The following is a 21,146-nucleotide window of genomic DNA, read 5'->3' on the forward strand; positions in this document are numbered from 1 at the left end:
CGTTCGCGCAGAGTTCCGGCGCATCGATCGCGCTGTTCAGCCCTGCCCTAGATGGCGAGTTCCTCGAAGATCCGGGCCAGGGAAACCATCGAGCGGACGCGCATCTTCTTCATGATGTTGTGTCGATGGACCTTGATGGTGACCTCCGCGACACCCAGCCTGGCAGCGATCTGCTTGTTGAGTCCGCCGCCGATCAGCAGTGCAAGAACTTCCTTCTCGCGTGGTGTGAGGGTCTCATAGGCCTCTCGAAGCGCCCGCAGTCGATCGGCCTCCAACCTCTCGCCGGCATCTCTTTCGAGGGCCTGTCCGATGGCGTCCAGGAGATCCTGATCGCGAAACGGCTTTGAAAGAAACTCCACCGCCCCCGACTTGATGGCCCGGACCGCCATCGGTATGTCGCCATGTCCCGTGATGAAGATGACGGGAATGGAGTCCAGGCGCTTCTTCAGCTCGTGATGGACGTCGATGCCACTGAGGCCTGGCATTCTCACGTCCAGGACGACACAGGCTGTCGCGGCCGACCGCCGGTGTCGAAGGAACTCGGTGGCAGAGGAAAAGGTCTCGACCTGCAGACCGACCGACCGGATCAAGCTGCTCAGGGCCTCTCTCACCGAGAGGTCGTCATCGACGACGTAGACGACCGGGGACGACAGGCCATCCATCATGAAGCCCGGACGATGGGCATGCTGAAGATGAAGGTCGCCCCGAAATCATCGTTCACGCGTGCCCAGAGCCTTCCGCCCTGGGATTCCACGATCGACCGGCTGATGCTCAGTCCCATGCCCATCCCGGAGGGCTTCGTCGTGTAGAAGGCATCGAAGATCCGGTCAGCGATGTCCGGCGTGAAGCCGATGCCGCTGTCGCGGATCTCGATGACGAGGTTCTCGTTGCCGTCGTCGTAGGCCTCCACGAGCATCTCGCGGGGACGATCACCGACCGAGCTCATCGCCTCGATGCCGTTCATGACGAGATTGAGGACGATCTGCTGCATCCGAACCCGATCGATGAACGTCGGGTCCAGCGCCGACCTCGCCTGGAACTGCAGAGACACACGAGCACGGTCCGCGAGATCACGAACCATGTCGAAGACCTCGGTGATCACGTCCGCGACATGCAGCAAGATCCTGTCCGGATCGTCTCTTCGCAGGAATCCTCGAATCCTCGCAATGACCTCGCTGGCGCGATTCGCATCCCGAACGATGCGATCGACCGCATTCCGTGCCTCGCGGTCGTTTCGGGGGTTCGCGGCCAGCCAGCGAGTACAAGCTTGGGCATTGGCGACAACAGCCGCCAGCGGCTGGTTGACCTCGTGCGCGATGGACGCCGCCAGCTCACCCATCATCGTCACCCTCGCCACCCGGGCCAGCTCGACTCGAGCCTCGGCAAGGGCATCCTGGGCGATCTTGGGAAGCACTGATTTATCCGTGCAGGCCACGATGGCGTGCGGCGAATTCAGCGGCGATGATGCTGCCATGAAGCAGACGAGTTTTGCCACTGCCGAGTACGCCGGCAAGAAGCGCCAGACGCGCCGGGAGCGCTTCCTGGCCGAGATGAACGTGGTGGTTCCGTGGGCGCGGCTTGAGGCGCTGATCGAGCCGCACTACCCGAAGAGCGGCAAGGTGGGCCGACCGCCGATTGGCGTGCCGCGGATGCTGCGCATGTACTTCCTGCAGCAGTGGTACACGCTGGCCGACGAGGCACTGGAAGACGCGCTGTACGACAGCCAGGCCATGCGCGAGTTCATCGGCATCGACCTTGGGCGGGAGAACGTACCCGACGCCACAACGCTGCTGAAGTTCCGCCGCCTGCTCGAGCAGCACGACTTGACGTCGGCCATCCTGGCCGAGGTCAACGCGCACCTCACCGAGCGTGGGCTGCTGATGCGCCAGGGCACGGTGGTGGACGCCACCATCATTGCCGCGCCAAGTTCGACGAAGAACGAGGACGGCAAGCGCGACCCCGAGATGCACCAGACCAAGAAGGGGAACCAGTGGCACTTCGGGATGAAGATGCACTCGGGCGTGGATGCCGAGTCGGGTCTGATCCACAGCGTGGTCTGCACCGCGGCCAACGAGGCTGACGTGGCGCACGCGCACGAACTGCTGCATGGCCAGGAGAGCCAAGTTCACGGCGACAGCGGCTACACCGGCATCCAGAGGCGAGACGAGATCACGACGGCGCAGGAAGAGGGCAGGCTGCGCCAGGACATGGATTGGCGTATCGCCATGAAGCGCGGCCAACTCAAGGCCATGCCCGAAGGGCCGGCCAAGGCGATGCACGAGTGGTTCGAACGGCGCAAGGCTCAGGTGCGGGCCATCGTCGAACACCCGTTCCACGTCATCAAGAACCTGTTCGGCTACCGCAAGGTCAGCTACCGCGGGATCTCCAAGAACGAAGCTCGCGCGAAGGCGCACGCTGCGCTGGCCAACTTGTACATCGCCCGGCGCCGATTGCTGGCCCAAGGCCTCAGTGCGTCTGCTGCATGAACGGGGGCCTGAGAGCGGCCTCGAAGTGCCGCAGAAGGGGCTCATCGGTGCCACTTCTGAGTTCACGAGTCGCCATCAACGCCCGCTGTCGGCCGAGTCGCGGTCACGAAGCGGGTTGATCAGCGCTTCCCTTCAGCACAACGGCCGGTGGTATCACTTCTGCTCCAAGGGCTGCAAGTGGTGTTTCGAGCAGGAACCGTCCCGATACCAGGGCCATCTTTCCATCGTCGATCGGTTCCTGGCCGGGGAGATCCAGCCTCCGAACCTCGCCGGCGCTCTGGCTTACATGGGGTTGGCTCCGGGGGAGATCGGGGACGACGCCCATTCGTACGCCTGGGTCGAGGCATACCGGGCCCCTGAAAGAAGTCGCGCCTAGCGCACCGACCCGGTCCTCTTGGGGCAGCGCCCCGAAGGCCTTGCTTCCCGCCAGGGACGCACACATCCGTTCATCAGTCTGGGAGGCCTCGAGTGGCGCTGTTTCCTCTGACGTCGAAGTTTCAAGGTGACTTCGTCCTGCAACTGCTGGCCGTGGACTCGGCGGATTCCATGGATGTCGTTGCGGCGTCCGCAGCCAGGCACTCCATCGGAAAGCGCGTGATGTCGAGGCCCGGAAGGGTGCTTCGCGTGCGACGCCAGGGTACGGGTGATTCCTTTCCTCGCGACATGAGCGTCGAGGACAGCGGTCTCTATCCGACCGAATGCATCGAAGTCTTCTGGGAATGATCCCGGGCTGACATCTTTTCGCGAGGCTGGTTCTGAATGGCATATACGAGGATTTGCACGACCGACGATCTCTGGGAAGGCGAGATGAACGCCTACGAGATCGACGGGCACGAGCTGGTGGTCGTCTGCATCGAGGGGGGCGCGATCCGGGCGTATCAGGGCGCCTGTCCGCATCAGGACATCCCATTGGTCGATGGAAAGTTCGATGGGAAACACCTGATCTGCCGTGCGCATCAATGGATCTTCGATGCTTGCACGGGCGAAGGGATCAATCCCGAGGGATGCAAGCTTGCCAGCTATCCGATACGAATCGATGGCAATGAAGTCCATGTCGATACCGAAGGCGTCACGCCATTGTTTGCTCGTGCCTGATCAGAAAGCGTACGAACGTGGATCAAGAGAAAACCGGCAATGACGCTTCGCCACACAGAGTCAACAACACCGTCGGCCCCATCCTGCGCCGAGGAGAACTGGCGAGGGCCGTCGCAGAAGCGGCGGTACTGGACAACCCGGACAAGGACATTCGCGTCGATGACAAGGTGGCTTATGTCCGCGTGGAATCCGAAAGCGAGATGGTGATACGCCGATCGACGATCGAGGAAATGCTCGGGCGCCCTTTCAGGATGCGCGACATCGAGGTGGATCTCTCGTCCTTCGCCGGACGCATCGAGATCTCGTCGGAGCACATACGGTTCTATTACAGCAGGCATCTCTGAATGTTGAATGCCGTCAATCGACAGGGTCAGGACATGAATCAGCCGGAGACACTCAAGCCCCTCAGGACATGGAGCCACCTGGCGGGACGCCGGCGCAAGCCGAGCGAGTACGAGATCGTCTCCGTCGGCCTGCACTACAGCGACCGCCAGGAGCAGGCGCCTTTCGAGCTGGATCCCGACATGTTCATGTCGCGCTGGTACAGGAAGTACAGGAACGACAGCCCTTTGACCTGCGATGACTGGAACGCCTTCCGGGATCCGGACGAGCTGGTCTACAGAACCTACAACCTGCTCCAGGACGGTCAGGAGACCTATGTCTTCAGCGTCCTGAGTCAGTTCAGCGAACGGGAACACGACAAGGGGCTCGACCCGGCCTGGGCCGGAACATTGGCTCGCTTGCTGGCCCCGAGCAGGTATGTCTTCCATACCTTGCAGATGGCCTCCGCCTACGCCATGCAGATGGCACCTGCAAGCACGATCTCGAACTGCTTCGCTTTCCAGGCCGCGGACTCGCTGCGCTGGGTCCATCACACCGCATACAGGACCAAGGAGTTGTCGAGGACGTTCGTCGGCAAGGGCTTCGGGGTCGACGAGCGCCAGTACTGGGAGGAGGACCCGGCATGGCAAGGCATGCGAGAGCTGATGGAGAAAGTTCTCGTCGCGTGGGACTGGGGCGAGGCTTTCGTCGCGCTGAACCTCGTCGCCAAGCCAGCCATCGAGGAGTCGTTGCTGCGTCGATTCGGAGACGTGGGACGACACAACTCGGACACCCTGCTCGGGATGCTGACGGACGCTCAGGCGCTCGACGGGGCAAGGCATCGACGGTGGGCCACCGCGCTCGTGCGCATGTCGACTGCCGTGCCCGGGAATCGAGAAGTCCTGAGGGCCTGGATCGACAAGTGGGAGCCCCTGGGCGACGCCGCGATCGACGCCTTCTGCGGTGCCTTGCCGGACGCTCCGAGCGCCGCCTCCGAGGCAAGGGCCGCCACAAGAGAGTTCCGCCGGTCACTGGATCTCTGAGCCGATCGATCGTTCGGATCGCCGCGGCATTGTCGGATGGAGCATATGGATGGCGGGAAGCCCATGATCAGTCGCATTCGGATCGACGGCGTCCCGATGCCGGTCCTGCAGGTCGGGAACGACACGGTTCTTCGCGCTGCACTGCGAGAGGGTGTCGGGTTTCCGTATGAGTGCAATTCGGGCGGGTGCGGCAGCTGCAGGTTCGAGCTGCTCGGCGGGGAGGTGCACTCGCTCTGGCCGGAGGCTCCCGGGCTGTCGGATTGAGACAGGCGACGCAAGCAACTCCTGGGATGCCAGAGCCGCGCCTTGGGAGACATTGCCATCAAGGTCCGATGCTCTCCGGAGTTCGTTTCCGCGCATCGCCCCCGGCGGCAGCGGGCCCGCCTGATGTCGAGCGTGGATCTGACGCATGACATTCGCGAGTTCAGATTCGCGACGGAATCTCCAGCCGAGTTTTCTCCGGGACAGTATGCAAGCGTCGCCCTCGGAGAGTCTGGCGTCGTTCGATCCTATTCCATGTCGAACCTGCCGAATGTCGACGGGCAGTGGCACTTTCAGATCCGACGAGTCCCTGGCGGCGCTGCGACAGGGTGGCTCTTCGGACAGTCGCGCATCGGAGATGAAGTCGAGATCGATGGTCCTTATGGGCTCGCGTCGCTGCGGGAGCACGTTCGTCGCGACATCGTTTGCGTGGCAGGTGGGTCAGGACTGGCTCCGATGGTCTCCGTTGCGAGAGGTGCTTCGGCTGCGGGCATGCTCGAAACGGGCAGATTGCACTTCTTCTACGGTGCACGCGAACCGCGGGATGTGTGTGGCGACGATCTGCTGCGCCAGCTTCCTCAATATCAGAAGTCAATTCGCTACTGCGCCGTGGTGTCCGGTGCACAGCGAGATCGATCTGCCTGGAGTGGCGAAACCGGCTACGTCCACGATGCCGTGGCACGTCATCTCGGTGCGGACCTCGGTCACTACGAGTTCTATTTCGCCGGTCCTCCGCCGATGACCGAGGCGCTTCAGGAAATGCTGATGCTCCAGTTTCGGGTCCCGAATCGGCAGCTTCATTTCGATCGTTTCTATTGAATCTACAACGGGCTCCATCCAAGGAGCCTTCGGAGCGAGGAGACAACGATGAAGAACAGACAAGACACTGCGCGCCGAAGCGGCGCGACCCCCCGCGCGGGCCAGTCCCGCCGCCTCGCGCGCGCGGCGCTGGCCGGCGGCCTGGCCGTGTGCGGCCTGGCCCAGGCGCAGGACGCCGCCGCGCCGGTCGACCCCTGGAAGGTCGACATCTACTACGAGAACGACACCCGCTTCCGGGGCAAGGACGCGACCGGCGAGCGCGTCGGACTCTCCAAGTTCCGCAACACCCTGCAGGTCGAGGCCGACAAGAAGCTCGAAGGCGGCTGGAAGTTCCGCAGCATCCTGCGCGGCAGCTTCGACGGCGTCTACCGCATGAACGACGACCAGTACGGCCGCAAGGCCGGCGGCGGCGTGCTGCTCGAGTCCCAGGGCGGACCGCCCCCGGTGCCCCACGGCAGCGGCATCGTCAACAAGGGCCTGGTCGACGGCCTCGGGCTGGTCAACAACGTCTTCGGCTTCAACTCCACCAACCCCGCCGCACCCAACTACAACCCCAACGAAGGCCTGCGCCTGCTCGGTGACCGCTGGCACGACGTGCCCAACGGCGGGGTGGAGTTCGCCACCCCCGTGCGCCCCTGCGACACCGACCGGCGCGGCTGCGCCGACTTCGGCGGCTACGGCGACAAGAAGCGCAGCGAGCTCGAACTGCCCGAGTTCAACGAACGCTGGGACGTCATCCGCGAAGCCTTCGTCACCAACACCGTCGGCCTGGCCGACGGCAAGCAGCTCTTCCTCAAGCTCGGCAAGCAGCAGGTGGTGTGGGGCCGCACCGACCTGTTCCGCGTGCTCGACGTGATCAACCCGGTCGACTACTCGCGCAACAACATCTACGACGAACTCCAGGACATCCGCATCCCCATGTGGATCGCCCAGGCCGAGTACCGCATGGGCCCGAGCGAGAGCATGCAGGACCGCAACCTGCAGCTGGTGTGGAACTTCGACAAGTTCCGCCCCAACAACCTCGGCCAGTGCGGCACCGCCAACGTCATCCTCGACGCCGGCTGCTTCTTCCGCGGCATGAAGAACCTGTGGGACAACGGCGGCACGGTGGCCAACTTCGCCAACGTCGGCCCCGGCGTGCTGCTCGCCACCGACTTCGGCCCCGGCCAGATCGGCCTGCGCGACGTGAAGCTGCCCAACTGGAGCTTGAAGAACACCCAGCTCGGGCTGAAGTACGAGGGCGTGAGCCAGGACGGCCTGTCGTTCTCGCTCAACGCCTTGACCTACCGCTCGCAGCTGCCCTCGCTGCGCGGCGGCAAGGGCGCGACCAACGCCTTCACCGGCGAGACGCGCACCGACGCGCAGGGCGGCTGGCCCTACCTGATCGCCTTCGACATGCACTTCCCGCGCGTGAACCTCATCGGCGGCTCGATGGACTTCGAGTGGCAGGCGGCCAAGGCGGCGGTGCGGGTCGAGGCGGCCTTCACCAACGGCGAGGAGTTCGCCAACACCCTCAAGCCCCAGCTGTACTCGAAGAACAAGGTGTTCCGCTCGGTGGTCGGCTTCGACCGGCCCACCTTCGTGCCCTTCATCAACCCCAACCGCACCACGCTGTTCTCCGCGCAGCTGTTCTACCAGCACATCTTCGACCACGAGTTCGAGCGCGGCCAGTTCGGCCCGGTGGGCATGCCCGACTGGGAGAACAACGTCATCGCCACGCTGCTGATGAAGGCCTTCCTCGTCAACGACCGCGTCAGCCCGCAGCTGATCACGGCCTACGACGTGCAGGCCCGCGCGCTGGTCACGTCCCCGCAGGTCGACTGGATCGTCACCGACAAGTTCAAGATCAGCTTCGGGGGCAACTTCAAGCTGCGCAACGGCGACGAGCGCTGGAAGTTCGACGACTGCCGCTCGTGCAACCCGTGGGCGCCGTTCACCGCGCCCTTCGGTGACGCCGACCCCACCACCGCCTACTCGCGCGGCCTCGGCGGCCTCGAACCCCTCGGGCGCTTCCGCGCCGGCCCCATCGGCTCGGCATGGAAAGAAAACGAGATCTTCCTCACCGCAAGGTATCAGTTCTGACCATTCCGCCTGGTACAGGCGCCGCGGCTCCCAGGAGCACGCTCGATCCGATTGCGAGCCGCCGATTCCGCTCGCCTGGTTCCAGCCTTGCCCGCCTCATCGGGCATCGCACCGAATTGACTCCACGGAGACTGACATGAAACTCAAGACGCTCTTCACGATCGGACTTCCCATGATCTTTGCTGCGGGCCAGGCCATCGCCTTGACCGACGCGGAGATCGATGCGTCGTTCAATCCCTATCAGGCCGGTCCGACCACCTCGCCCGGGATCACGCCCGGGATGAAGATCGACAAGTCCAATGCACAGAAATTCCGCGACATCATCGATCCGGCGACGTATGCGCTGATCGAGCAAGGGAAGCTCGAGTTCCCGGTCGAGGAAACACACTCCATCGCACTTCATCCGAACTACATCGCCGCCACGAAGAAGCATTCGTCCCAGGTCAAGCTCGGCAGCGCGACAGGCACGATCGAAGGCTACGTGGCCGGGCGCCCCTTCCCCGGCAAGCCTGACAAGTCGGATCCCCGTGCCGGCGAGAAGCTGGCATTCAACTACAAGTACGCGCAGATCGTCGGAGACAGCGGGCGAATCTATCCGTTCATCTGGCAATACAAGGACGCAAGAAGTGGAAAGGTCGAACGTCAGCTGGAGTTCGATTTCAACTTCCTGAGCTTCAAGCACAGGACCACGCAGCTCCCCACCGCGGACATCGAGCCAAATCCCTCGAAGTTCTATCGAGGGATCTACCTGAAGGTCCTGAGCCCGCAGGACCTGAAGAACACGCAGTTGCTGATCCAGCGTTTTGACGATGACACCAAGCTGGACGATTCGTACCTGTACCTCGGATTCCAGCGGCGTGTCCGTCGGCTGGCAACCGGGCAGACGACGGACTCCTTCCTCGGCTCCGATCTCATGATCGAGGACTTCGAGGGATACAACGGCCGCGTGCCCGACATGGATTGGAAGTACGTCGAGACCAAGGTGATGCTGCTGCCGGTCTATCGACACAGCGAGTGGAAGAAGACGGAACCACGAGACCAGATGGGCTACGGGCAGGTGCAGTTCGACGGTCAGGCCCAGTGCTTCCAGAACATCCCGTGGTCGCTGCGCGTCGTGCACGTCATCGAAGGCGTGCCCGTCGAATCTCGCAACCCCATCGGAAAGCGGATTCTCTACATGGATGCCCAGACATCCATCTTCCCGATCATCAACATGTACGACCGAAAGGGAGCGCTCTGGAAGCGCTGGGCCATCGGCTTCTCCGATTCGGCCTATCACGCGCCTGCGAACCAGGCGGCGGGGATCGCGATCTACACGTCGGCCTCCATGCTCGACGTTCAGGCGCAGCATTGCACGACTCTCCAGCTGCGGATGATCAGTGATCCTGCGCTGAGTCCCCCCTCCATCTTTTCGGTGCAGAACTTGCGCGGAGGAGATTGACGCTGCGTGTCGTTTCGAGATGGCACGTTTGCGGCGGAGATCGATTCCGCCGCTTTTTTTTGAGCGGCGATGCTCTGACAGTGCGGTCGGTCCTCCGTCGAATCGAATCCGGCCCATCCGCCTGTTCCACCCGCCGCGCGATTCGCTGATCGACGTGACATCCGACACGGACGCCCGGTCGGATGCAAGGCCCGCGTAAGTCTGACTGATATTTCAGCTTCACTTCACCGCTTCACGGACCGACATCCTCGTCGATCATCTTTTGAATCGATCGATAGCTGTCAATAAGCATTCTTTATGAGGTGGCCTGTGAATCTGACCCCCATGACCGTCCGCACCAAGCTGAGCCTGACCTTCGGCGGACTCTCGGTGCTCGTGCTGTTCGTTGCCGGACTGGCGATGAAGTCCCTCGCCGAGGAGCACGACCAGTTCGTCGACTACGTGCACGGCGTCAATGCCCGGGCACAGGCGGCAGCCGATGTGCGCGCAGCCGTGGACCGCCGCGCCATCGCGGCGCGCAACCTCGTGCTCGTCCGCAAGGCCGAGGATCTGGCCGCGGAACAGAATTCGGTGGTCGCGGCGCATGAAGCGGTGCAGGCGAACCTCGGGACGCTGAATCAGCTGGTGACCCGGGCCGCGGACCTGCCGGAGACGGCGCGCAGTCTCGTGGCCGAGATGAACCGCATCAAGGCAGCCTACGGGCCGGTCGCACTGGAGATCGTGAGGCTCGCCGCCGCCGGCCAGCACGACGCGGCCATCGCCCGCATGAATGCCGACTGCCGCCCGCTGCTGGCCGCGCTGGTCAAGGCATCCGACGACTACCGCGACTACACGCTGAGCCGCGCGGTGCAGCTCACCGAAACGGCCGAGGCCGACTACCTGCTGCACCGCAATCTGCTGATCCTCGGCTGCGTGATCGCCTTCCTGTCGGCCGCCGTGTCGGGCACGCTGATCACGCGCAGCCTGACCCGCGCGCTGGGGGCCGAACCGGGTCAACTGGGCACGGTGGCGCAACGCGTCGCCCAGGGCGACCTGAGCCGGGTGGACGGCGCCGCGGACGCACCGCGCGGCAGCGTGCTGGCCTCGCTCGGCGCCATGCAGGCCAGCCTGGCGGACATCGTGGGCCGGGTGCGCAACAGCAGCGACTGCATCGCCACCGGGTCGGCGCAGATCGCCACCGGCAACGCCGACCTGAGCCAGCGGACCGAGGAACAGGCGAGCAACCTGCAGCAGACAGCCGCCTCCATGGAGGAGCTGACCGCGACGGTGAAGCAGAACGCCGACACGGCACGCCAGGCCACGCAGCTCGCCGGCTCGGCCTCGGGCGCCGCGGCGCACGGCGGCAGCGTGGTGTCCGAGGTGGTGGCCACCATGGGCGCGATCACCGAATCGAGCCGCAAGATCTCCGACATCATCGGCGTGATCGACGGCATCGCGTTCCAGACCAACATCCTGGCGCTCAATGCGGCGGTGGAGGCTGCCCGCGCCGGCGAGCAGGGGCGCGGATTCGCGGTGGTGGCCGGTGAGGTGCGCAACCTGGCGCAGCGCAGCGCCGAGGCGGCCAAGGAGATCAAGGCCCTGATCGAGGACAGCGTCGAGAAGGTCGGCACCGGCTCTCGGCTGGTGAACGATGCCGGGCAGTCGATGAACGAGATCGTTGCCCAGGTCCAGCGCATGAACGACCTGATCAGCGAGATCAGCGCCGCCAGCGTCGAGCAGAGCGGCGGCATCAGCCAGATCGGCAACGCGGTCAACCAGCTCGATCAGGTCACGCAGCAGAACGCCGCGCTGGTGGAGGAAAGCGCGGCGGCGGCCGAGAGCCTGAAGCACCAAGCCGCCACGCTGGCCGATCTGGTCAGCGTGTTCAGGATCGAAGGCTCATTGCGAACCACGTCCTTCTGATCGACCGCCAGAAGGCCCGGCCCTCCTCTCCTCCGCACCACGCAGCCCACAAGGGCCGCCGCCGCGTCAGACCGGCACCAGGAAGTCGCGGCTGATGCCGATGCCCAGGTCGCCCACGCGGTCGAGGAACTGCGTGAGGAAGGCGTGCAGGCCGGTGGCGAGGATCTCGTCGATGCGGCCGAAGCTCAGGTCGGCGCGCAGCCGGCCGGCGCGGCGCAGCGTCTCGCCGCTCTGCTCGTTGGCCACCATCTTCAGGTTGCCGACCACCTCGTCCATGCAGGCGGCAAGCGAGCGCGGCATGTCGGGCCGCAGGATCAGCAGCTCGGCCACCTTCTCGGGGCGGATCACGTTGCGGTAGACCTTGCGGTAGACCTCGAAGCCGGACACCGAACGCAGGATCGCGCTCCAGTAGTAGAAGTCGACTTCGACCGGCTCACGCTGCTCGCGCACGCCGAAGAACTCGGACTGCGCGCCATGGAACTTCACGTCGAGCAGGCGTGCGGTGTTGTCGGCTCGTTCGAGGAAAGTGCCGATGCGCAGGAAGTGGAAGCTCTCGTCCTGCAGCATCGTTCCCAGCGTCACGCCGCGCGAGAGGTGCGAGCGGAACTTCACCCACTCGAAGAAATCGGCCGGGTCGCGCCGGAAGCTACCGTTGGCGATCAGGCGCTTGAACTCCAGCCAGGTGGTGTTGGCGGTCTCCCAGACCTCGGTGGTCAGCGTGCCGCGCACGGCACGGGCGTTCTCGCGCGCCGCGCGCAGGCAGGAGTGGATGCTCGACGGATTGGACTCGTCGCACACCATGAACTCCATGACATCGTGCGGATTCAGGTTGTCGTGCAGGCGGTGGTAGTCGTGCGTCAGCTCGCTGATGCTGAGCAGGCCGCGCCAGCCCTGCTCGGTGGCCTCGCTGGACTGCGGCAGCAGCGAGGTCTGGTAGTTCACGTCGAGCATGCGGGCGGTGTTCTCCGCGCGCTCGGTGTAGCGAGCCATCCAGAAGAGGTGGTCTGCGGTTCTTGACAACATGGTCGTGTCTCCTCAGGCCCGGCTCACGCTTCGAGCATCCAGGTGTCCTTGGTCCCGCCGCCCTGCGACGAGTTGACCACCAGGGACCCTTCCTTCAACGCCACCCGCGTCAGGCCGCCCGGGACCATCTGCACCGTCTTGCCCGAGAGCACGAAGGGCCGCAGGTCGATGTGGCGCGGCGCGATGCCGCTCTCCACGAAGGTGGGGCAGGTCGACAGTGCGAGCGTGGGCTGCGCGATGTAGTTGCTCGGGTTCGCGACCAGCTGCGTGCGGAACTCCTCGATCTCCGCCTTGCTGGCGGCCGGGCCGACCAGCATGCCGTAGCCGCCGGCGCCGTGCACTTCCTTCACGACCAGTTCGCCCAGGTGGGCCAGCACGTACTGCAGGTCCTCGCTCTCGCGGCACAGGTAGGTCGGCACGTTGTTCAGGATCGGCTTCTCGCCGAGGTAGAACTCGATCATCTTCGGCACGTAGGGGTAGATCGACTTGTCGTCCGCCACGCCGGTACCGATGGCGTTGCACAGGTTCACGTTGCCGGCGCGGTAGACCGACAGCAGGCCGGCACAGCCGATCGTCGAGTCGGCGCGGAAGGCCTTGGGGTCGAGGAAGTCGTCGTCGATGCGGCGGTAGATCACGTCGACGCGGCGCGGCCCCTGGGTCGTGCGCATGTACAGGTAGTTGTCCTTGACGAACAGGTCCTGCCCCTCGACCAGCTCCACGCCCATCTGCTGCGCCAGGAAGGCGTGCTCGAAGTAGGCCGAGTTGTACATGCCCGGGGTCATGACCACCACGGTCGGCTCGGCCACGCCGGGCGGCGCCACGGCGCGCAGGGTGTCGAGCAGCAGGTCGGGATAGTGAGCGACCGGCGCCACGCGGTGGCTGCTGAACAGCTCGGGGAACAGCCGCATCATCATCTTGCGGTTCTCGAGCATGTAGCTCACGCCGCTGGGCACGCGCAGGTTGTCCTCGAGCACGTAGTAGTTGCCCGAGCCGTCTGGGTTGGCAGCCCGCACGATGTCGATGCCGGCGATCTGCGAGTAGACGTTGCCCGGCACGTCCACACCCATCATCTCGGGGCGGAACTGTGCGTTCTTGAAGACCTGCTCGCCCGGCACGATGCCGGCCTTGATGATCTCCTGGTCGTGGTAGACGTCGTGGATGAAGCGGTTGAGCGCGTTGACGCGCTGCCTCAGGCCCTTCTCCATTTCGCGCCATTCCTGCGCGGGAATGATGCGCGGGATCAGGTCGAAGGGGATCAGCCGCTCGGTGCCGGAGCCGTCCTCGTCCTTGGCACCGTAGACCGCGAAGGTGATGCCGACGCGGCGGAAGATCATCTCCGCCTCGTCGCGGTGCCCCTTCATGGACTCGTGCGGTTGCTGGGCCAGCCAGCGCTCGTAGCCGGCGTAGTGCTCGCGCACCTTGTCGCCGCTGGCATGCATCTCGTCGTAGAACTTCTTCATCGTGTCTCCCACGCTGAGACTGGAGCTAGCAGAGATTGTGCCAAGCAGCCATCCCGGTCCGTCGCGAACCGATCATGCCGCAGGCACCACGCGCGTCCCCACGCGCACGTCGAGCTGGTGGCGGCCGCCACCACGGATCACGCCGCACAGCGGCGTCACGTCGGCATAGTCGCGCCCCAGTGCGAGGCGCACATGGGTCAGACCGGCCTCGCAGTCGTTGGTGGGGTCGAGTTCCAGCCAATCGGCCGAGCCGTCCTCGCGCGGCACCGCCACCGCCACCCAGGCATGCGAGGCATCGGCACCCTGCAGTACCGGCTGGCCCGGCGGCGGCTCGGTCAGCAGGTAGCCGCTGACATAGCGGGCCGACAGGCCCAGCGCCCGCAGGCTGCCGATCATCACGTGGGCGAAGTCCTGGCACACGCCACGCCGCTGCTCGAAGGCCTGCAGCACCGGGGTGCCGACCTCGGTGCTGTGCGGCGCATAGGTGAAATCGGCGTGCAGCCGGTGCATCAGCTCGGTGGCCGCCTCGTCGATGCCGCGGCCCGGCGGGAAGGACGGCAGGGCCCAGTCGCGCAGCGCCGCGTGGTGCGGCACCAGCGTGGACGGGAAGGTGAACTCGACCGCCGCGTCCAGCGGGCGGCCCGACTCGTAGCGCCAGTGGGCGCGGCAGGCCTCCCAGGGCAGCGCCGCGGCGTCGGAGCGCGCGGGCGCGTGGGCACGCACGCGGCTGGTGGCGCAGACCCGCAGGTGCTGGTGCGAAGCCGTCAGCGTGAACACGCGGCGGCTGTTGCCGTAGACGTCGCGGTCGTCGTGCTGCTGCGCCGGCGCCGGCTCGATCTCCATCTCGAAGCCCAGCAGTTGTTGTGCGGCGTCGTCACGCGGCCGCAGCACGGCAATGTGCTGCGCCAGCTCGACCGGGCTGGAATAACGGTACTCGGTGACGTGCACGACCTCCAGCTCGACCGGCCCGTGCAGGGCGTCGGCCGGGCGCGGCAGGGGCGCCGGCGGCTCAGACCGAAAGATGCTGTTCATGCAGGCCGGCGAGCGCGAAATAGCGTCGCCCCACGTCATCGGAGAGCCGCGCGCCGGCATCGGCCAGGCGGTCGGCGAGTGCCACCACCAGCTCGTCGTCGACCACCGCTTCCTGGCCCGGCCCGGCCTTGCGACACAGATCGACCAGCGTCGTGCCGACGCCGAACGGCGGCAGCAGGCCCAGCATCTCCTCCACCGAGCCCGCGCTGCCGGGCAGCTTGGCCAGCTCGGTGCGCAGGCGGCGCAGCACGCAGCCCAACGCGCGGGGGTTGGCCGGGTCGATGACCAGCAGGTCGAGCAGCGCCAGCGCCTCCTGGCGGCCCGGATAGCGTGCGCGGTAGGTCAGGCTGCTGTCGAACAGGTCGAGCAGCAGGTCGAAGCCATGCGCGCTGTGCACCGCACCGTCCTCGAAGAAGCAGCGCAGCGTGCCGCTCATCGTGATCAGGCGCTCGGCCTGGCGGCCGATCGTCAGCAGGCGCCAGCCATCGTCGCGCGTCATGCGGTCGCTCTGCGCGCCGGTGACCGCAGCGAGCTGACTCGCCAGGTGCTCGAGCGCACCGCGCATCGCGTCGGTGGCGAGCCCGGGCACGGCCGGGATCGCCCGCTCGTTCTCGCCTTCGTCGTCGTCGGTGCCGGCGGGTGCCGGCATCAGCGCCCGCGTGAGCCGGGCGTGGAAGTCTTCGACCATCGAGCGGACCAGGCGCCCGTGCTCGGTCGACAGGCGCTCGCGCAAGGACCCAGCCACGCGGTCGAGCGCCGCCAGGTTGTAGGCGATGCTGTGGTGGTCTTCGGGATCGGCCAGCGCGGCCACCACCGAGCGCTCGAACACCCGCGGCGACTGCGTCAGTGACGGCACACCGGTCGGTCCCAGGCCGCTGCGTTGCGTCAGCTCGGAAATGGCGTCGAGCACCGCCGACGGCGTGTCGTCATCGTCCTCGACCAGCGCCGCGGTGGCCAGCGCCAGACGCACCAGTTGCTCGGTGCGCTCGGTGTATCGACCCATCCAGAACAGGTTCTCGGCGGTGCGGCTCGACACCGGCCGCTGGTGCACCGCGATCTCCTCCGGCCGCAGGCGCTGCGGAAGCATCGAGTAGGTATCGACCGCGCCCTCGCGCAGCACCCAGGTGTCGAGGCTGGCGCCGCCGTGCTGCATCGACACGATGTGCGGATCGCGCGCGGCGATGCGCGTCATGCCGCCGGGCAGCACGCGGTAGCCGCCGCGGCCGTCGGCGATGGCATAGACACGCAGCATCGCCGTGCGTGGCAGGAACGCGCCCGACTCCCACCACGGCGTCTGCGAGAACGGCAGGTAGCGCTGCAGCGTGTAGGCATCGGGTTCGGCGTCGATGCGCGCGCGCCATTGCTCGTGCGCAGCCGACGGCAGCGTGCCGCCGATCTGCGGCTCGAAGCTGCGGCTTCGCACGCCCTGGTAGGTGGGCCGGATCACGCGCGCCGCCAGCTCGCCGCGGGTGGCCTGCCAGGCGGCGTCCTCGCCGCACCACCAGCTCGCGAGCGCCGGCAGTGCCAGTGGCTCGCCGAGCAGGCGCCGCGAGATCGCCGGCATGAAGCCCAGCACGCCCGGCGACTCGACGAAGCCGGTCCCCAGCGCATTGGCCATCACCAACCGGCCGGCACGCAGCACCTGCAGCAGGCCCGGCACACCCAGGGCGGAATCGGCGCGCAGCTCCAGCGGATCGCACCAGATGTCGTCCAGCCGCCGCAGCAGGCCGTGCACCGGCTCCAGGCCCTGCACGGTCTTCAGGTAGAGGCGGTCGTCGCGCACTGTCAGGTCGCCGCCCTCGACCAGCGGCAGGCCGAGGTAGCGGGCCAGGTAGGCCTGCTCGAAATAGGTCTCGTTGTAGGGCCCCGGCGTCAGCAGCGCGAGCCGCGGCGTGGCGCCGCCGTCGGCCGCGGCGATCACCGAGGCCGGGCCGAGCAGCGAGTCGAGCAGGCTGCGGTAGCTGGAGGCGATGTGCTCGACGCGCAGCTCGCGGAAGGCCTCGGGGAACTGGCGCGACACGATCAGCCGGTTCTCCAGCACATAGCCCAACCCGGACGGCGCCTGGCTGCGTTGCGACACCACCGACCACTCACCACCGGGCCCTCGCGCGATGTCGAAGGCCAGCACATGCAGCCTCACATCACCGGCCGGCACGACGCCGTGCAGCGGGCGCAGGTAGCTCGGGTGACCGAGCACCAGCGCCGGCGGCAGCAGGCCCTCGTGCAGCAGGCGCTGCGGGCCATAGCAGTCGGCCAGCATGGCCTCGAGCAGGCGGGCGCGCTGGGCGATGCCGGCTTCGATCACCTGCCAGTCGGCCGGCTCGATCAGCAGTGGCAGCACACCCAGCGACCAGGGCCGCTTGATGCTCTCGCCGCCGACACCGGCCGGCTGGTGGACGTTGTAGGTGACGCCGTTGCGGTGGATCTGCTGCGCGATCTGGCCGGCGCGCCGGTCCAGGCCGCTCAGTCCATCGGCGCCCAGCAGCTCGAAGAAACGCTGCCAGCGATCGCGCAGCGCCTGTCCGGTGTCCTGCAGCAGCTCGTCGTAGTGGCCCGGGTCGGCCCGCCGCGCGGCGTGCAGCACGCCGTGCAGCACCGCATCGGAATGCCAGCCGCCGGAAGCGTCGAATTCGAGCGAAGACTGCTGCACGGCGGCGGGATCGAGACTCAGAGGTGGCGCAGATCGAGGGTGAAGGGGAACTCGCGACTCGGTTGGGCCGGCTGGACCTTCATCTTGCCCGGCGTGTGGCCGAGCTTGAAGAAGCGCGCCAGCCGTCGGCTTTCGGCCTCGTAGGCGTTGACTGGGAAGCTGTCATGGTTGCGACCACCGGGGTGCGCCACATGATAGCGGCAGCCCCCGATCGAACGGCTCATCCAGGTGTCGACGATGTCGAAGGTGAGCGGCGCATGGCCGGGAATGGTGGGGTGCAGCGCGGACGGCGGCGCCCAGGCCTTGTAGCGCACCCCGGCCACGAACTCCCCGACCCGTCCGGTGGGCTGCAGCGGCAGCGACCAGCCGTTGACAGTGACGACGTGTCGGTTGCCGTTGAGGCCGGTGGCCTTGACCTCCACGCGCTCCAGCGACGAATCGACATAGCGCACGATGCCCCCGGGTGCGCCCTCCTCGCCCATCACGTGCCAGGGCTCGAGCGCGGTCCGCACCGTCAGCTCGATGCCGGCCACCGTGACCTCGCCGATGATCGGGAAGCGGAACTCGAAGTGCGGCGCGAACCAGGCCGGATCGAACGCGAAGCCGTCCTGGCGCAGTTCGGCCAGCACGTCGGCGAAATCCATCTGCACGAAGGTCGGCAGCAGGAAGCGATCGTGCAGCTCGGTGCCCCAGCGCGTGAGCCGCGTGGTGGTGCCGCCGGTGTAGGGCGTGTGCCAGAAGCGCGCGATCATCGCGCGCAGCAGCAACTGCTGCACGAGGCTCATGCGCGCATGCGGCGGCATCTCGAAGGCGCGCAGCTCCAGCAGTCCGAGGCGGCCGGTGGGGCCGTCCGGCGAGTACATCTTGTCGATGCAGAACTCGGCGCGGTGGGTGTTGCCGGTGACGTCGATCAGGATGTTGCGCAGGGTCCGGTCGACCATCCACGGCGGCACCTGCCCGAAGCGGGAGGTCTGGTTCTCGATCTCCTTCAGCGCGATCTCGAGCTCGAACACCTGGTCGTTGCGCGCCTCGTCGATGCGCGGCGCCTGGCTGGTCGGCCCGATGAACATGCCCGAGAACAGGTAGCTCAGGCTGGGGTGGTTGTGCCAATAGGCCAGCAGGCTGGCCAGCAGGTCGGGCCGCCGCAGGAAGGGGCTGTCGCCCGGCGTCGCCCCGCCCAGCACGAAGTGGTTGCCGCCGCCGGTGCCGGTGTGGCGGCCGTCGAGCATGAACTTCTCGGTCGACAGGCGCGTCTCGTGCGCCGCCTCGTACAGGAACTCGGTGTGATCGACCAGTTGCTCCCAGCTGGACGCCGGGTGGATGTTGACCTCGATCACGCCGGGATCGGGCGTCACCTGCAGCATCTTCAGCCGCGCGTCGCGCGGCGGCGGATAGCCTTCGAGCACAAGCTTGATGCCCAGCGCCTCCGCCGTGGCCTCCACCGCGGCCAGCAGGTCGAGGTAGTCGTCCAGCAGTTCCAGCGGCGGCATGAAGACGTAGAGGATGCCGCCCCGCACCTCGACGCACATCGCGGTGCGCGTGATCCACGCAGCCGACTCGAAGCGCGCCGGCGCATGCGTCAGACCGCGGCGGGCCATGGCAGTGCGCGGCGACCTGCTCGCACCCGCGCCGAGACCAGCACCCGCACCGGCCGGCTGCCCAGCACCCGGTGCACCGCCCAGGCCGCCGGCATCACCCATCGCTGTCCCGGACCGCGCTGAAGCGCCGCCATCGCCTGTGGCGCCGCCGCCCTCCGATCCGGACGCATCGGCGTCGGGCCCACGGAAGGCATGCTCGCCGTACTGCGCCCGCAGCGCAGCCACCGAGCGCAGGCGTGCGGCCGGAGCGAAGGGGTCGGCATCGATCAGATAGGGGTAGTCGCCCTTCGTGACCCAGGGCAGCGAATCGAGTGGCAACCGATAGCCCATCGGCGAATCGCCCGGCATCAGGTACATGCGCTCGTCGCGGAAGAACCAAGGGCCGGTGGTCCAGCTCGGTCCGGCCAGACCGGGCGCGCCCGGTTCGCGCTTGATCGGCAGCATGTAGCCGACGACCTTGGTCAGCCCCTGGTCGAACACCTTGCGCAAGCGGGCACGCTCCAGTTCGTCGTCGAGCCGCGCATCGAAGGGGTCGACGTTGACCGGCAGGCGGCGCTCGCGCCACAGGTAGTACCAGGTGTCCTCGTAGCCGGCCTGGATGTAGTCGGTGGCGAGGCCCAGCTTGCGCGCCAGCAGCTCGATGAAGGCCTTGGACTCGACCTCGCTGTAGCCGGTGGGCTGGCGCTCGTCGGCGAACAGCGTCGGGTCGATCCAGCACGGTTCGCCGTCGGCGCGCCAGAAGATGCTGAGCGCCCAGCGCGGCAACTGCTCGCCCGGGTACCACTTGCCCTGGCCGAAGTGCAGGAAACCGCCCTCGCCATAGCGCGCGCGCAGGCGCTGCACCAACTCGTTGGCAAAGCCGCGTTTCGTCGGGCCGAGCGCGGCGGTGTTCCACTCGGCACCCTCGCGGTCGTAGACCGACACGAAGGTCGGCTCGCCGCCCTGCGTGAGCCGCACGTCCTGCGCCTTCAGTTGCTGGTCGACCTGCTCGCCGAGCGACAGCACCTCGCCCCACTGCGCCTCGGTGTAGGGCTTGGTGACGCGCGGCGATTCGTGGATGCGGGTGACGCTCATCGAGTGGGTGAACACCACCTCGCTCTCGTCGACGCCGCCCTCCACCGGCGCCGCGCTCGACGGCTCGGGCGTGCAGGCCACCGGGATGTGGCCCTCGCCGGCCATCAGGCCTGACGTGGGATCGAGGCCGATCCAGCCGGCCCCTGGCAGGTAGACCTCGCACCAGGCGTGCAGGTCGGTGAAGTCGGCCTCGGCGCCGCTGGGGCCATCGAGGGCCTTCACGTCGGGCTTGAGCTGGATCAGGTAGCCCGACACGAAGCGCGCCGCCAGGCCCATGTGGCGCAGCGCCTGCACCATCAGCCAGCCGGTGTCGCGGCAGGAGCCGGAGCGGTTTTCCAGCGTCTGTTCGGGCGTCTGCACGCCGGGCTCCATGCGGATCAGGTAGCTGATGTCGCTCTGCAAGCGCTGGTTCAGGCCGACCAGGAAGTCGATGGTGCGCTGGGTCTTGCGCGGCACGCTGTCGACGAAGGCCTTGAAGAGCGGCGTCAGTTCGCCGGCCACCAGGTAGGGCGCGAGCTCGCGCTTGAGGCCCTCTTCGTAGCTGAAGGGAAAGTTCTCGGCGCTGGGTTCGAGGAAGAAGTCGAAGGGGTTGTAGACCGACATCTCGGCGACGAGATCGACGGTGATCTTGAACTCGGTGGTCTTTTGGGGGAACACCAGGCGCGCGAGGTAGTTCGCGAACGGATCCTGCTGCCAGTTGACGAAATGATCGGCGGGCTCGACCCGCAGCGAGTAGCTGAGGATGGGCGTGCGGCAATGCGGCGCCGGGCGCAGGCGGACCACCTGGGGGCCGAGCGCAACGCGCCGGTCATAGCGGTAGTGCGTGACGTGGTTCAGCGCGACATGAATCGACAAGAGA

18 protein-coding genes are annotated in these 21,146 nt (G+C 66.6%); 11 read left to right on the forward strand and 7 right to left on the reverse strand.

Annotated features, from left to right (window positions below):
- Nucleotides 1–47: 47 nt before the first annotated feature.
- Nucleotides 48–665 (reverse strand): response regulator transcription factor, encoded by a 618-nt coding sequence (locus MPE_RS12790; protein ID WP_041929676.1) that lies wholly within the window; start codon nucleotides 663–665, stop codon nucleotides 48–50.
- Nucleotides 662–1,495 carry a sensor histidine kinase gene (locus tag MPE_RS12795; protein WP_148210939.1) on the reverse strand — a complete coding sequence of 278 codons (834 nt, stop codon included), beginning with the start codon at nucleotides 1,493–1,495 and terminating at the stop codon, nucleotides 662–664. Before MPE_RS12795 ends, MPE_RS12790 begins: the two co-directional genes overlap by 4 nt.
- Here MPE_RS12795 and MPE_RS12800 point away from each other — a divergent pair.
- From MPE_RS12800 to MPE_RS24910, 11 genes are all read left to right on the forward strand, one after another.
- Nucleotides 1,473–2,486: an IS5 family transposase gene (locus MPE_RS12800; protein ID WP_011830032.1), complete on the forward strand. Its 1,014-nt coding sequence runs from the start codon at nucleotides 1,473–1,475 to the stop codon at nucleotides 2,484–2,486. The genes MPE_RS12795 and MPE_RS12800 overlap by 23 nt on opposite strands.
- A gap of 25 nt (nucleotides 2,487–2,511) precedes the next feature.
- Nucleotides 2,512–2,862: a YHS domain-containing protein gene (locus MPE_RS24645; protein WP_375136167.1), complete on the forward strand. Its 351-nt coding sequence runs from the start codon at nucleotides 2,512–2,514 to the stop codon at nucleotides 2,860–2,862.
- A 92-nt stretch (nucleotides 2,863–2,954) separates the two neighbouring features.
- Complete coding sequence (locus MPE_RS12810; RefSeq protein WP_011830127.1) at nucleotides 2,955–3,209, forward strand: toluene-4-monooxygenase system B family protein; 255 nt, start codon at nucleotides 2,955–2,957, stop codon at nucleotides 3,207–3,209.
- Between the two features lie 36 nt (nucleotides 3,210–3,245).
- Complete coding sequence (locus tag MPE_RS12815; protein WP_011830128.1) at nucleotides 3,246–3,581, forward strand: monooxygenase system ferredoxin subunit; 336 nt, start codon at nucleotides 3,246–3,248, stop codon at nucleotides 3,579–3,581.
- A 17-nt stretch (nucleotides 3,582–3,598) separates the two neighbouring features.
- A complete protein-coding gene (locus MPE_RS12820) occupies nucleotides 3,599–3,925 on the forward strand; it encodes an MmoB/DmpM family protein (RefSeq protein ID WP_011830129.1) in 327 nt (108 codons plus the stop codon).
- 33 nt (nucleotides 3,926–3,958) lie between these two features.
- Nucleotides 3,959–4,945 (forward strand): aromatic/alkene monooxygenase hydroxylase subunit beta, encoded by a 987-nt coding sequence (locus MPE_RS12825; RefSeq protein WP_011830130.1) that lies wholly within the window; start codon nucleotides 3,959–3,961, stop codon nucleotides 4,943–4,945.
- Nucleotides 4,946–5,008: 63 nt separating this feature from the next.
- Nucleotides 5,009–5,209, forward strand: a complete 201-nt coding sequence (locus MPE_RS24650; protein WP_259372585.1) for a 2Fe-2S iron-sulfur cluster binding domain-containing protein — start codon at nucleotides 5,009–5,011, stop codon at nucleotides 5,207–5,209.
- A gap of 123 nt (nucleotides 5,210–5,332) precedes the next feature.
- On the forward strand, nucleotides 5,333–6,025 hold the full coding sequence (locus MPE_RS12830; RefSeq protein WP_237706414.1) for an FAD-binding oxidoreductase: 693 nt from the start codon (nucleotides 5,333–5,335) through the stop codon (nucleotides 6,023–6,025).
- A gap of 48 nt (nucleotides 6,026–6,073) precedes the next feature.
- Complete coding sequence (locus MPE_RS12835) at nucleotides 6,074–8,107, forward strand: DUF1302 family protein (protein WP_011830131.1); 2,034 nt, start codon at nucleotides 6,074–6,076, stop codon at nucleotides 8,105–8,107.
- 136 nt (nucleotides 8,108–8,243) lie between these two features.
- Nucleotides 8,244–9,548 (forward strand): DUF1329 domain-containing protein, encoded by a 1,305-nt coding sequence (locus tag MPE_RS12840; RefSeq protein ID WP_011830132.1) that lies wholly within the window; start codon nucleotides 8,244–8,246, stop codon nucleotides 9,546–9,548.
- 324 nt (nucleotides 9,549–9,872) lie between these two features.
- Complete coding sequence (locus MPE_RS24910; RefSeq protein WP_011830133.1) at nucleotides 9,873–11,450, forward strand: methyl-accepting chemotaxis protein; 1,578 nt, start codon at nucleotides 9,873–9,875, stop codon at nucleotides 11,448–11,450.
- A gap of 66 nt (nucleotides 11,451–11,516) precedes the next feature.
- Here MPE_RS24910 and MPE_RS12850 read toward each other — a convergent pair whose 3' ends face one another.
- From MPE_RS12850 to MPE_RS12870, 5 genes are all read right to left on the reverse strand, one after another.
- Nucleotides 11,517–12,473, reverse strand: a complete 957-nt coding sequence (locus MPE_RS12850) for an alpha-E domain-containing protein (protein ID WP_011830134.1) — start codon at nucleotides 12,471–12,473, stop codon at nucleotides 11,517–11,519.
- Nucleotides 12,474–12,496: 23 nt separating this feature from the next.
- On the reverse strand, nucleotides 12,497–13,933 hold the full coding sequence (locus tag MPE_RS12855; RefSeq protein WP_011830135.1) for a circularly permuted type 2 ATP-grasp protein: 1,437 nt from the start codon (nucleotides 13,931–13,933) through the stop codon (nucleotides 12,497–12,499).
- A 72-nt stretch (nucleotides 13,934–14,005) separates the two neighbouring features.
- Nucleotides 14,006–14,965, reverse strand: coding sequence for a transglutaminase family protein (locus MPE_RS12860; protein ID WP_011830136.1), 960 nt, complete (start codon nucleotides 14,963–14,965; stop codon nucleotides 14,006–14,008).
- Nucleotides 14,943–17,615 (reverse strand): circularly permuted type 2 ATP-grasp protein, encoded by a 2,673-nt coding sequence (locus MPE_RS12865; RefSeq protein WP_011830137.1) that lies wholly within the window; start codon nucleotides 17,613–17,615, stop codon nucleotides 14,943–14,945. The genes MPE_RS12860 and MPE_RS12865 overlap by 23 nt, the downstream gene beginning before the upstream one ends.
- A 17-nt stretch (nucleotides 17,616–17,632) precedes the next feature.
- The gene (locus tag MPE_RS12870; protein ID WP_011830138.1) at nucleotides 17,633–21,142 is read right to left on the reverse strand and encodes a transglutaminase family protein; all 3,510 of its coding nucleotides are present in this window, start codon (nucleotides 21,140–21,142) and stop codon (nucleotides 17,633–17,635) included.
- Nucleotides 21,143–21,146: the final 4 nt, after the last annotated feature.

Source organism: Methylibium petroleiphilum PM1, from assembly GCF_000015725.1.
Lineage (GTDB): Bacteria > Pseudomonadota > Gammaproteobacteria > Burkholderiales > Burkholderiaceae_C > Methylibium > Methylibium petroleiphilum.

Excerpts from the sequence above, each read along its gene's own strand:
- MPE_RS12790 (WP_041929676.1), bottom strand. The coding sequence starts at position 665 with ATGATGGATGGCCTGTCGTCCCCGGTCGTCTACGTCGTCGATGACGAC.
- MPE_RS12800 (WP_011830032.1), top strand. The coding sequence starts at position 1,473 with ATGAAGCAGACGAGTTTTGCCACTGCCGAGTACGCCGGCAAGAAGCGC.
- MPE_RS12815 (WP_011830128.1), top strand. The coding sequence starts at position 3,246 with ATGGCATATACGAGGATTTGCACGACCGACGATCTCTGGGAAGGCGAG.
- MPE_RS12825 (WP_011830130.1), top strand. The coding sequence starts at position 3,959 with ATGAATCAGCCGGAGACACTCAAGCCCCTCAGGACATGGAGCCACCTG.
- MPE_RS24650 (WP_259372585.1), top strand. The coding sequence starts at position 5,009 with ATGATCAGTCGCATTCGGATCGACGGCGTCCCGATGCCGGTCCTGCAG.
- MPE_RS12830 (WP_237706414.1), top strand. The coding sequence starts at position 5,333 with ATGTCGAGCGTGGATCTGACGCATGACATTCGCGAGTTCAGATTCGCG.
- MPE_RS12835 (WP_011830131.1), top strand. The coding sequence starts at position 6,074 with ATGAAGAACAGACAAGACACTGCGCGCCGAAGCGGCGCGACCCCCCGC.
- MPE_RS12840 (WP_011830132.1), top strand. The coding sequence starts at position 8,244 with ATGAAACTCAAGACGCTCTTCACGATCGGACTTCCCATGATCTTTGCT.
- MPE_RS24910 (WP_011830133.1), top strand. The coding sequence starts at position 9,873 with ATGACCGTCCGCACCAAGCTGAGCCTGACCTTCGGCGGACTCTCGGTG.
- MPE_RS12850 (WP_011830134.1), bottom strand. The coding sequence starts at position 12,473 with ATGTTGTCAAGAACCGCAGACCACCTCTTCTGGATGGCTCGCTACACC.
- MPE_RS12855 (WP_011830135.1), bottom strand. The coding sequence starts at position 13,933 with ATGAAGAAGTTCTACGACGAGATGCATGCCAGCGGCGACAAGGTGCGC.
- MPE_RS12860 (WP_011830136.1), bottom strand. The coding sequence starts at position 14,965 with ATGAACAGCATCTTTCGGTCTGAGCCGCCGGCGCCCCTGCCGCGCCCG.